The sequence below is a fragment of the Streptomyces calvus genome, from assembly GCF_006782915.1.
GTDB lineage: Bacteria > Actinomycetota > Actinomycetes > Streptomycetales > Streptomycetaceae > Streptomyces > Streptomyces calvus.
On record NZ_VCNP01000025.1, the window covers coordinates 23,792 to 35,098 of the forward strand.

At 71.2% G+C, this 11,307-nt stretch carries 8 protein-coding genes and 1 tRNA gene; 2 read left to right on the forward strand and 7 right to left on the reverse strand.

Annotated features, from left to right (window positions below):
* Positions 1-364: 364 nt before the first annotated feature.
* From rho to FGW31_RS10620, 7 genes are all read right to left on the reverse strand, one after another.
* Positions 365-2,416 carry a transcription termination factor Rho gene (gene rho / locus FGW31_RS10590; protein ID WP_142193144.1) on the reverse strand — a complete coding sequence of 684 codons (2,052 nt, stop codon included), beginning with the start codon at positions 2,414-2,416 and terminating at the stop codon, positions 365-367.
* Between the two features lie 418 nt (positions 2,417-2,834).
* A complete protein-coding gene (thrB, locus tag FGW31_RS10595) occupies positions 2,835-3,752 on the reverse strand; it encodes a homoserine kinase (RefSeq protein ID WP_142193145.1) in 918 nt (305 codons plus the stop codon).
* Positions 3,753-4,172: 420 nt separating this feature from the next.
* A complete protein-coding gene (thrC, locus tag FGW31_RS10600) occupies positions 4,173-5,231 on the reverse strand; it encodes a threonine synthase (RefSeq protein WP_142193146.1) in 1,059 nt (352 codons plus the stop codon).
* A 6-nt stretch (positions 5,232-5,237) separates the two neighbouring features.
* Positions 5,238-6,530, reverse strand: a complete 1,293-nt coding sequence (locus FGW31_RS10605; RefSeq protein WP_142193147.1) for a homoserine dehydrogenase — start codon at positions 6,528-6,530, stop codon at positions 5,238-5,240.
* Between the two features lie 153 nt (positions 6,531-6,683).
* Positions 6,684-8,075 (reverse strand): diaminopimelate decarboxylase, encoded by a 1,392-nt coding sequence (gene lysA, locus FGW31_RS10610; RefSeq protein WP_142193148.1) that lies wholly within the window; start codon positions 8,073-8,075, stop codon positions 6,684-6,686.
* A gap of 22 nt (positions 8,076-8,097) precedes the next feature.
* Positions 8,098-9,159: an ArgS-related anticodon-binding protein NrtL gene (gene nrtL / locus FGW31_RS10615; protein ID WP_142193149.1), complete on the reverse strand. Its 1,062-nt coding sequence runs from the start codon at positions 9,157-9,159 to the stop codon at positions 8,098-8,100.
* Between the two features lie 361 nt (positions 9,160-9,520).
* A complete protein-coding gene (locus FGW31_RS10620; RefSeq protein ID WP_142193279.1) occupies positions 9,521-10,027 on the reverse strand; it encodes a response regulator in 507 nt (168 codons plus the stop codon).
* A gap of 125 nt (positions 10,028-10,152) precedes the next feature.
* Here FGW31_RS10620 and FGW31_RS10625 point away from each other — a divergent pair.
* Both FGW31_RS10625 and FGW31_RS10630 read left to right on the forward strand, forming a co-directional pair.
* A tRNA-Arg gene (locus FGW31_RS10625) sits at positions 10,153-10,224 on the forward strand.
* Between the two features lie 409 nt (positions 10,225-10,633).
* Positions 10,634-11,227 (forward strand): hypothetical protein, encoded by a 594-nt coding sequence (locus FGW31_RS10630; RefSeq protein ID WP_142193150.1) that lies wholly within the window; start codon positions 10,634-10,636, stop codon positions 11,225-11,227.
* Positions 11,228-11,307: the final 80 nt, after the last annotated feature.

Below are 11,307 nucleotides of genomic sequence, written 5' to 3' on the forward strand. Positions count from 1 at the left end.
AACGGGGCACAGGGTTGCACGGCGCGCTGTGCCGGGCCTGTGCCCGGCCGTCTCCGGGCCGTTCCGGCGGGGCCCGGCCGGGCACACCGCTGACCTGGGCTTTCGACGGTGACGCGAGGGCTGCTCGGCGGCCGTGCCGGCGTCCGTTCCTGTGGCGAAGATCTCGCGCACGCGAACCCGTGCATACGAACCCTGCCGATGACCGTGCCCGGCACCCGAGGGCGACCACTACGACGCGGCCCAGGCTTCCGCCGTGCCCCCGGCCGCGGCCCGACAGTGCCGTGCGAACCCGTGCCATACGAACCCGTGCCATGCGAAGGGGCCGCCCCCTCGCGGGAGCGGCCCCTTCGTGTGCGGACGGACGTCAGTCGCCGTTGCCCGGCGTCGGCGTCGTCTTCTGGATCTGCATCAGGAACTCGACGTTCGACTTGGTCTGCTTCATCTTGTCGAGGAGCAGTTCGATCGCCTGCTGCTGGTCGAGCGCGTGCAGCACCCGGCGCAGCTTCCAGACGATGCCCAGCTCCTCGGCGCCGAGCAGGATCTCCTCCTTGCGGGTGCCGGACGCGTCGACGTCCACCGCGGGGAAGATGCGCTTGTCGGCGAGCTTCCGGTCGAGCTTGAGCTCCATGTTGCCGGTGCCCTTGAACTCCTCGAAGATCACCTCGTCCATGCGGGACCCGGTGTCCACCAGGGCGGTGGCGAGGATGGTCAGCGAGCCGCCGTCCTCGATGTTGCGGGCCGCACCGAAGAAGCGCTTCGGCGGGTACAGGGCGGTCGAGTCGACACCACCGGACAGGATGCGGCCGGAGGCCGGGGCGGCGAGGTTGTACGCACGGCCCAGACGCGTGATCGAGTCGAGCAGCACGACGACGTCGTGGCCCAGCTCCACCAGGCGCTTGGCGCGCTCGATGGCGAGCTCGGCGACCGTGGTGTGGTCCTCGGCCGGGCGGTCGAAGGTCGAGGAGATGACCTCGCCCTTGACCGACCGCTGCATGTCGGTGACCTCTTCCGGACGCTCGTCGACGAGGACGACCATCAGGTGGCACTCGGGGTTGTTGTGCGTAATCGCGTTGGCGATCGCCTGCATGATCATGGTCTTGCCGGTCTTCGGCGGGGCCACGATCAGACCGCGCTGGCCCTTGCCGATCGGCGACACGAGGTCGATGATCCGCGTGGTCAGCACGCCCGGGTCCGTCTCCAGGCGGAGGCGGTCCTGCGGGTACAGCGGCGTCAGCTTGTTGAACTCCGGGCGGCCGCGGCCGTGTTCGGGCGCCATGCCGTTGACGGAGTCGAGCCGGACGAGCGCGTTGAACTTCTCGCGCCGCTCGCCTTCCTTGGGCTGGCGGACCGCACCGGTGATGTGGTCGCCCTTGCGCAGGCCGTTCTTGCGGACCTGGGCGAGGGAGACGTACACGTCGTTCGGGCCGGGCAGGTAGCCGGAGGTCCGGATGAACGCGTAGTTGTCGAGGATGTCGAGGATGCCCGCGACCGGGATCAGGACGTCGTCCTCGGTGATCTGCGGCTCGGAGGCCATGTCGTCGCGGCCACGGCGGCCACGGCGGTCGCGGTAGCGGCCGCGGCGGCCACGGCGGCCGCCTCCGTCGTCGTCGTAGCCGTCGTCCTGACGGCCGCCGCCCTGCTGGTTCTGCTGGCGGCCCTGGCCGCCCTGGCCCTGCTGGTCGTCGCCCTTGTTGCGCCGGTCGCCACGGTCGCCGCGATCACGGTCGCGGTCACCACGGTCACCACGGTCGCCGCGGTCACGGTCGCGGCCGCGCTCACGGCGGTCGCGGCGGCGGCCCTCGCCGGCCTCCTGGTCGGACTTGGCCTCGCCCTGCTGCGCCTGCTGCTGGCCGGCGGTCTCGGCCTTGGCCGCGTCCTTCGCCTCGGCGGTGACGGTGTCGGTCGCGGCGGCGGCCGGGGCACCGGCCTCGGCGGTGGCGCGGCGGCGACGGCGCTCGGTGGGGGCGGCCTCCTCGGCCTGCTCGGCCTGCGCGGTGGCCTTCGGGGAGGGCTGGCCGGGGATCTCGATCTGCTGCTGGGCCGCGGCCTTGTCGGCGGGGGCCTGCTCGTCCTTGGCGTCGGCCTTCTTCTCGGCGGTCTCGCCGGTGCGGGTCCGGGAGGTGGCGCGGCGCTTGGGCTTGGTCTCGGTGGCGGACTCGGCCTTGGCCGGGGCGGAGCCTCCGGCGGCCTGCGCCTCCTTGATGACCTCGATCAGCTGGCTCTTGCGCATCCGCGCGGTGCCCCTGATACCGAGGCCGGATGCGACCTGCTGCAGCTCGGCCAGCACCATGCCCTCGAGGCCGGTACCGCGGCGCCGCCGGGAGCCGGCACCGGTGGCAGGCGCGGAAGCGTCCGTGGCGGGCGCGGCAGCGGTCTCCTCGACACGTGCGCCCATCAGATCGGTGGTGTCGCTCACGAAGGGTCCTTCCCTGGAGCGGACGTCGGCCTGTCTGGCTCGGCGACCGGTTGTGCTGTCCGGCATCGGTCCTTGCTCGGTGAACCGTGCCGGGGCGGTTGTCCGCCGGAGCGGCGGAGGAAATATCTGGTGATGGCGCTTCCTCTGGCCGTGGCACCCAGTGTCACGTGGCGTGGTCGCACCGGTTCCGGAGCTCCCCCAGAGGGGATGCCCCCACCGTCGAGCCGTTCAGTGTTCGCGTACGACGTACTGCCCGCGTACGTAGCAGAGAACACAGTGCGGCTTGGGGGGCTCCCGGAAGAATGTCTGTCCCGGACGGGGACACGAGGCACCTCGCCATGGTGGGGTCGGGTGCAGACTTGAGATTAACACTACCGGATCCAACAAACATTCCCCCTCTCCAAATCCGGCAACCGTGTCAGGTGGCGAGCGGAAGCACGCTCGCTCCCTGCACGTCGAGGCCGAGCCGGTTGGCGGCCCAGTCGGTGCCGGCCAGTGCTTCGACCTTGTCGGCGGTGTCCGCGTCGGCCAGCGCCATGACCGTGGGTCCGGCGCCGGAGATCACCGCGGGGATGCCGTCCCCGCGCAGCCGCTCCACCAGGGCGGCGCTCTCGGGCATGGCCGGGGCGCGGTACTCCTGGTGCAGGCGGTCCTCGGTGGCGGGCAGCAGCAGCTCGGGGCGCCGGGTGAGGGCCTCGACGAGCAGGGCGGCACGGCCCGCGTTGGCGGCGGCGTCGACGTGCGGGACGGTGCGCGGGAGCAGGCCGCGCGCGGTCTCGGTGAGGACCGGCTTCCCGGGCACGAAAACCACCGGAACGATGGAATCGGCGGGGTCCATCCTGATCGCGCGGGCGGCGCCGCCCTCCATCCAGGACAGGGTGAAGCCGCCGAGCAGGCAGGCGGCGACGTTGTCGGGGTGGCCCTCGATCTCGGTGGCGAGCTCGAGCAGGGCGGCGTCGTCCAGCTTGGCCTCGGCCCCTATCGTCACGGCGCGGGCGGCGACGATTCCGGCGCAGATGGCGGCCGAGGAGGAGCCCAGGCCCCGGCCGTGCGGAATGCGGTTGGCGCAGACGATCTCGAGGCCGCGCGGCTGTCCGCCGAGCAGGTCGAAGGCGGTGCGCAGGGAGCGTACGAGCAGATGGCTCTCGTCGCGCGGAAGGGTGTCGCCGCCCTCGCCGGCGATGTCGACGTGCAGCCCGGAGTCGGCCACCCGGACGACCACGTCGTCGTACAGGCCCAGCGCGAGGCCGAGGGCGTCGAAGCCCGGGCCGAGGTTGGCGCTGGTGGCGGGGACGCGCACCCGGACGGCGGCGGCGCGGAACGCGGGACCGGCCATCGCTCGAAGACTCTCCTTGAGCTGCGTGACTGCCGAATGACATTCGATGGACATTCGATGACGTACGAAACCCTGGGGCCGCCGCCGACCGGGGTGGCCGGCCGCTTTCCGGGCCGTCCCGGGCCGCTTTCCGGACCACGGGGACGACGCACTGCCGCGGCATATGCGGCGGGCGGGTTCGGTACAGCCTATCGAAGGAAGGTTCTGTGGCGACATAGGGCGCACAGGAGGCGCACGATGCGTGTCGTAAGCCCCCTGTGCCCCCCCCGCCCGTGACTTTCCCAGGTGAACGCGCCCTTACGCCGGTTTTGCGGTTCGGAGTTTCCGCGGGCCGCGAGGCGCGCCGGGGGCGCTGAGGGGGTCCCTGCGGCCGTTCCCGTCCTCGCCCGGCGAGGCGGGACGGGAACGGCCGGGCGGACGCTAGACCAGACCGAGCCGCTCGGCCGCGGTCGCCGCGTCGACGGGGACGGTGACCGGCTGCGGCGCACCGGCGACGGCCCAGTCCGGGTCCTTCAGACCGTTGCCGGTGACGGTGCACACGATCTTCTGCCCCGGGTCGACCTTGCCCTGCTCGGCGGCCTTCAGCAGACCGGCCACCGACGCGGCGGACGCGGGCTCCACGAAGACGCCCTCCTGCGAGGCCAACAGCCGGTAGGCGCGCAGGATCTCACGGTCCGTCACCTCGTCGATGGCGCCGCCGGACTCGTCCCGCGCGGCGAGCGCGAAGTCCCAGGAGGCCGGGTTGCCGATGCGGATGGCGGTGGCGATGGTCGACGGGTCCTTGACGACCTCGCCGCGCACGATCGGGGCGCTGCCGGACGCCTGGAACCCCCACATGCGGGGCGTCCTCGTGCTGACGCCGTCGGCGGCGTACTCCTTGTAGCCCTTCCAGTACGCGGTGATGTTGCCCGCGTTGCCCACCGGCAGCACATGGATGTCGGGGGCGTCGCCCAGCATGTCCACGATCTCGAAGGCGGCGGTCTTCTGCCCCTCGATGCGCACCGGATTGACCGAGTTGACCAGCGCCACCGGGTAGTTGTCGCTCAGCGCGCGGGCCAGCGTCAGGCAGTCGTCGAAGTTGCCGTCGACCTGGAGGATCTTCGCGCCGTGGACCAGCGCCTGGCCCATCTTGCCGAGCGCGATCTTGCCCTGCGGCACCAGCACGGCGGAGACCATCCCGGCGCGCACGCCGTACGCGGCGGCGGAGGCGGAGGTGTTGCCGGTGGAGGCGCAGATGACGGCCTTGGCGCCTTCCTCCTTGGCCTTGGAGATGGCCATGGTCATGCCGCGGTCCTTGAAGGACCCGGTCGGGTTCGCGCCCTCGACCTTGAGGTGCACCTCGCAGCCGGTGCGCTCGGAGAGCACCTGCGCGGGCACGAGCGGCGTGCCGCCCTCGCGCAGCGTCACGACCGGCGTGGTGTCGGAGACCGGCAGCCGGTCCCGGTACTCCTCGATGATTCCGCGCCACTGGTGGGTCATTGCTGGTTACTCTCCTTCAACCCGCATGATGCTGGCGACACCACGCACGGTGTCGAGCTTGCGCAACGCCTCGACGGTCCCGCCGAGGGCCGCGTCGGACGCACGGTGAGTGACGACGACGAGGGAGGCCTCACCGTCCTTGCCCTGCTGGCGCACCGTGTCGATCGAGACACCGTGCTCCGCGAACACGGTCGCGACCTGGGCGAGAACACCCGGTTTGTCGGCCACGTCCAGGCTGATGTGGTAGCGCGTGACGACCTCGCCCATCGACGAGACGGGCAGCGCCGCATAGGCGGACTCGCCGGGTCCGGTCGTGCCGCCGAGCCGGTTGCGGCCGACGGCGACCAGGTCGCCGAGCACGGCGGAGGCGGTCGGCGCGCCACCGGCGCCGGGCCCGTAGAACATCAACTGCCCGGAGGCGTCCGACTCGACGAACACGGCGTTGTACGCGCCGCGCACCGAGGCCAGCGGGTGGCTGAGCGGAATCATCGCGGGGTGCACCCGCGCGGTGACCGACGCGCCGTCCTCGGCCCGCTCGCAGATGGCGAGCAGCTTGATGGTGCAGCCCATCTCCTTGGCGGAGGCGAAGTCGGCGGCGGTGACCTCGGTCATGCCCTCGCGGTGCACGTCGTCCAGGCGCACCCGCGTGTGGAAGGCGATCCCGGCGAGGATGGCGGCCTTGGCGGCGGCGTCGAAGCCCTCGACGTCGGCGGTCGGGTCGGCCTCGGCGTATCCGAGGGCGGTGGCCTCGTCGAGCGCCTCCTGGTAGCCGGCGCCCGTGGTGTCCATCTTGTCGAGGATGAAGTTGGTGGTGCCGTTGACGATGCCGAGCACCCGGTTGACCTTGTCGCCGGCGAGGGACTCGCGCAGCGGCCGGATCAGCGGGATGGCGCCGGCGACGGCGGCCTCGTAGTAGAGGTCACGGCCGTTCTGCTCGGCGGCGGCGTGCAGCGCGGCGCCGTCCTGGGCGAGCAGCGCCTTGTTCGCGGAGACGACGGAGGCGCCGTGCTCGAAGGCGGTGGTGATGAGCGTGCGGGCGGGCTCGATACCGCCGATGACCTCCACGACGATGTCGAGGTCCCCGCGCTTGACCAGGGCGGTGGCGTCGGTGGTGACCAGGGCCGGGTCGATGCCCTCGCGCACCTTGTCGGGGCGCCGCACGGCGACCCCGGCGAGCTCCACCGGTGCCCCGATGCGGGCGGCGAGGTCGTCGGCGTGCGTCGTCATGATGCGCGCCACCTCTGAGCCGACCACTCCACAGCCCAGCAGCGCCACCTTCAGCGGACGCGTACGCATCATCCGACCTCGTTTCCTGATTACCGTCTCGGTTGCACCAGTTTCACTCACCGCACGGGACTTTCTGCCCTTGGTCCGGATCGTGAGACGTCTATTTCATTTTCTTCGCCGGGAAGACCGGAGATCTTCCCGGCGTCCGTCGCCGGACGTGTCCGGCTATCCGACGTCGAGACGGAGGAGGTCCTCCTCGGTCTCCCGCCGGACGATCACGCGCGCCTCGCCGTCCCTGACGGCGACCACCGGCGGGCGCAGGACGTGGTTGTAGTTGCTGGCCATCGACCGGCAGTACGCCCCGGTCGCCGGTACGGCGATCAGGTCACCGGGTGCCAGGTCCCCGGGCAGGAACGCGTCGCGCACCACGATGTCGCCGCTCTCGCAGTGCTTGCCGACGACGCGGCACAGCATCGGCTCGGCGTCCGAGCTGCGCGAGACGAGGGCGACGCTGTACTCGGCGTCGTAGAGGGCGGTACGGATGTTGTCCGACATCCCGCCGTCCACGGAGACGTACGTCCGCAGCCCGTCGAGCGGCTTGACGGTGCCGACCTCGTAGAGCGTGAAGGCGGTCGGGCCGACGATGGCACGGCCCGGCTCGACGGAGATCCGCGGGGTGGCGAGCCGCGCGGCGTCGCACTCCCGGGTGACGATCTCGGTCAGCGCCTTGGCGATCTCGTGCGGCTCACGGGGGTCGTCGTCGCTGGTGTACGCGATGCCGAGCCCGCCACCGAGGTCGATCTCGGGCAGCTCCACCCCGTGTTCGTCCCGGATGTCCTTGAGCAGCCCGACCACCCGGTGCGCGGCCACTTCGAACCCGGACATGTCGAAGATCTGCGACCCGATGTGCGAGTGGATCCCGATGAGCTCCAGCCCGTCGAGCCGCAGCGCCCGCCGCACCGCCTCGGCGGCCTGACCGCCGGCCAGCGGGATGCCGAACTTCTGGTCCTCGTGGGCGGTGGCGATGAACTCGTGCGTGTGCGCCTCGACGCCCACGGTGATGCGGATCTGCACCCGCTGCCGCTTGCCGAGTTCCTGCGCGATGTGCGCGACCCGGACGATCTCCTGGAACGAGTCGAGGACGATCCGTCCGACGCCGGCCTCGACGGCCCGGCGGATCTCCGCCACGGACTTGTTGTTGCCGTGGAAGGCGATCCGCTCGGCCGGCATCCCGGCGGACAGCGCGGTGGCCAGCTCCCCGCCCGAGCAGACGTCGAGGTTGAGCCCCTCCTCGTGCAGCCACCGCACGACGGCCCGGGACAGGAACGCCTTGCCGGCGTAGAACACGTCGGCCTCGCTGCCGAACGCGGTGCGCCAGGCCCGCGCCCGGGCCCGGAAGTCGTCCTCGTCGAGGAAGTAGGCGGGCGTGCCGAACTCCTCGGCGAGCCGCTTGACGTCGACGCCGCCGACGGTGAGCACACCGTGCTCGTCGCGGGTGACGGTCTCCGACCACACCTTGGGGTCGAGCGCGTTGAGGTCGGCGGGCGGTGCGGAGTAGTGGCCCTCGGGAAGGACGTCGGCGTGACGGGGCCCGGCGGGGTGTGCGGAACGGCTCATGTCGGTGTCTCTCTGGGCTCTCTCAGAGGTGATCGGGTGCGTCGATGCCGAGCAGGGACAGGCCACCGGCCAGCACCGACCCGGCGGCTTCGGCAAGGGCGAGCCGGGCACGGTGGGCGGCCGAGGGTTTCTCCTCGCCGAGGGGCAGCACGGCGGGGAGCAGGGGCGGCACGGCATCGGCGACGGTGACGAGGTGCCGGGCGAGACGGTCGGGCGCGTGCCGGGCGGCGGCGGCCGCGAGGACACGGGGGTGGTCGGCGAGGGCCTGGAGCAGAGGCCGGGCGGCCGCCTCGGGCACCGGCCCGGGTTCGGGTGCGAATCCGAGACCGGCGGCGTTGCGCAGCAGGGCCCGGGTGCGGGCGTGTGCGTACCGGACGCGGAAGAGCGGGTTGCTCTCGCGCTGCGCCAGGTGCTCGTCGCCGATGCGGGGCCGGTCGTGCGGTGCGGGATGCAGCAGCGCCCAGCGGGCGGCGTCCCGACCGAGGGGCAGCGGGTCGGCTGGCGCGGGCACGGGCCGTACGCGCGTGACGGGCCCGTCGCCCGTGCCGTACCGCTCCTCGGGCACCTCACCGTCACCGTCCGCCAGACCGAGGACCCCGTCCCACTCCGCTCCGGCACCTTCGCGTCCGGCGCGGACGACGGCGCCCTGGGACCGCAGCAGACGGCCCACGACATCCAGGTGCACGTGCGCACGGACCTCCCGGCCGGCGTGCAACCGCACCACCTGTCCCGCCAAGGCGTCCGTGTGCCCGTACCGGGCACCGCGCCGCAGGATCTCGCCGACGAGCGCGACGGGCGCGCTGCCGCGCAGGCTGATGTTGAGGAACCCGGGCCCGGTGACGACGACGTCGGTGATGCCGTCGGTGCGCAGCAGATGCGGCCGGAGGATCTCCGCGACGCGCGGCGCGGGCCGCCCGGCCGACCGGGCGAGCTGGAGGGCGACGTTCGTGGCGTAGTCACCGCACCCGCCGGGCCCCGGCGGCGCGACCACGACCCGCTCGGGCACGGCCACCGCCAGCTCCCCCTCGTCGACGGCACACCGCACCGCGTGCAGCACGGTGCGCGAGAGCTCGACGGGGGTCACGGGACAAGCGTATGGGAGGAGGGGGGTGGGTAGGCGAACGGGTTTGACGACGATCCCGGGATGTGGACGTCACCTCTTTGATCCAGGCGAGGTACGGGCAGCGCCCTGCGCCACCAACAGGGGACGGAGGACACGCACCACTACTGAGGGCCTCCATATGTCGAACAGCCGACCCTCGGCGCTACGGCGCCGTCCCGCGGTGTTGACTCCCGAACTCGTCGGGAACCGAGCAGCCGATGCTCAGCACGCACCCTTAGGCCCTTCGGAAACCGAACAACCGATGCTCGGCGCGCGAACCCTTCAAGGACCGAACAGCCGATGCCGAGCACGCCGGCGCCATCCTGTCCTGCTCCCGGCGGCGTCACCCTCCGGCGTGCCCGGCCGCAGGCTCGGCGTCACCGGGGCCGGGGACGCGCCCGAGAGGACCCGGGCGGCCGCCCCGTCGAGGGGCGACGATCAGCTGCCGCACCAGCCGGACCAGCTCCGCGGGCTCGAAGGGCTTCGCGAGGAAGGCATCCACGCCGGCGTCGAGCCCGCTCTCGACCTCGTGCTGGGTACAGGCGCTCACGACGACGAGCGGAAGATCCCGGGTACGCGGATCGGCACGCAGCAGAGCAGCCGTACGGAGCCCGTCGAGTCGCGGCATGACGACATCGAGGGTGACGAGGTCGGGCCGCACCTGATGGACGACTTCAAGACACTCGGCACCATCGGCCGCGGTCACGACCTCGATGCCCTCCAGCTCGAGGTTGACCCTGATCAACTGCCGGATGACCTTGTTGTCGTCCACAACAAGAACCCGGCCCGACGCGCCTGGCACAACTCGAGAGTAGGTGCGGACCGGCCACCGCGTCCGGCGTTTGCCCACTTCCACCCCGCACGGGCGACACCCCGCACGCCGGACCGGCCCGGCCGCTCACAGAAACGGGTTCCTGACCACCCCTCCGGAACTGGTAGTGTTCTACCCGTCGCCGCGATCACCGCGACCGACACGCCCCCGTAGCTCAGGGGATAGAGCAACGGCCTCCGGAGCCGTGTGCGCAGGTTCGAATCCTGCCGGGGGCACCCAGCATGAGGTGCCCAAAGACCCCGTCACCAGCGGAAACGCTGAGAGCGGGGTCTTCGCGTATGTGCAGGCGGATGCCGCCCGGAGCGGCCGTATGTCGGAGTCTGTGGACGAGGCGTGGACGGGATCTTGGGACATCTCCGCTGGTGAGGTCTAAGAGAAGGCGACGCTCGCGCTAGCGCCAGACGCCTGACCCAGGTACCTGTCGGCGCGCCACCGGGGCTACCAACGGCGCCCATGAGTGCTGCCAGCACCCAGGGGTTCTCTTATGGATCTAGACGAACGACGAGGCCGGAGTCAGAGACGGGCTGACCTGCGTCGTACCGTCCCATCCAATCGTTGGTCCGGTCGTCCGGGCGACCAACACGTATTGGGTGTACCTGAGCCGCGAATACCGTCCACAGAGTTATGGCGAGCAGGCCGAGGAAGAGGGGCTTGTCGATGGGCACCGCTACTATCCGGGATGCCTCACGGGACGACGAGTGGAGTCAGGGGATGGGCGACTTGAACGAATCAGCGGTCAAGCGGAAGTTGGGTATCCCGAACTGGCGGAACCTGTCCAAGGACAAGGTGCTCAAGTTCGCGGCAGCGATGCCAGAGATGGCCACCGAGGCGCGTCTCAGGCTCATCGAGCAGTTCCCTGCATTCAAGGACCTGGGCAAGGCCAACATCGATGCAGTCGCAGAGGCCCACAGGTCCACTCTCGCAGCCAACGAGAACAGTCAGAACCACTTCTACAAGGCTGCACAGGACCAGCGGGACGCTCTGCAGGCCGACCTCGCTCGGGACGACCTCAGCGAGGCACAGCGGGAGTCCCTCCACGACCGCCTCGAACGAAACGTGGGGCGGGTATTCGAGAAGGACAGCGAAAGCAAGCAGTTCCAGGGGGCGGGGATGAAGCTGGTAGCAGCCACCGGTGTAGCCGCCCTCGCGCTGAGCGTGGCGTTCGTCGGCGGCAGAGTCGCTGGGGTGAGCGAGGACGGTTCCGAGGAATCCCAGTAGGGCTGTTATCGGCCCGTTACGAAACGAAGCATTGGCGCGGGTAGGGCCGAACGAGGGAGGCCCCAGGCGGCATGCCTGGG

What these genes read in the sequence shown, in the direction of transcription:
- thrC (WP_142193146.1), bottom strand. Translation starts at nt 5,231, where the DNA reads ATGACCCACCAGTGGCGCGGAATCATCGAGGAGTACCGGGACCGGCTG.
- thrB (WP_142193145.1), bottom strand. Translation starts at nt 3,752, where the DNA reads ATGGCCGGTCCCGCGTTCCGCGCCGCCGCCGTCCGGGTGCGCGTCCCC.
- FGW31_RS10630 (WP_142193150.1), top strand. Translation starts at nt 10,634, where the DNA reads ATGGCGAGCAGGCCGAGGAAGAGGGGCTTGTCGATGGGCACCGCTACT.
- FGW31_RS10605 (WP_142193147.1), bottom strand. Translation starts at nt 6,530, where the DNA reads ATGATGCGTACGCGTCCGCTGAAGGTGGCGCTGCTGGGCTGTGGAGTG.
- lysA (WP_142193148.1), bottom strand. Translation starts at nt 8,075, where the DNA reads ATGAGCCGTTCCGCACACCCCGCCGGGCCCCGTCACGCCGACGTCCTT.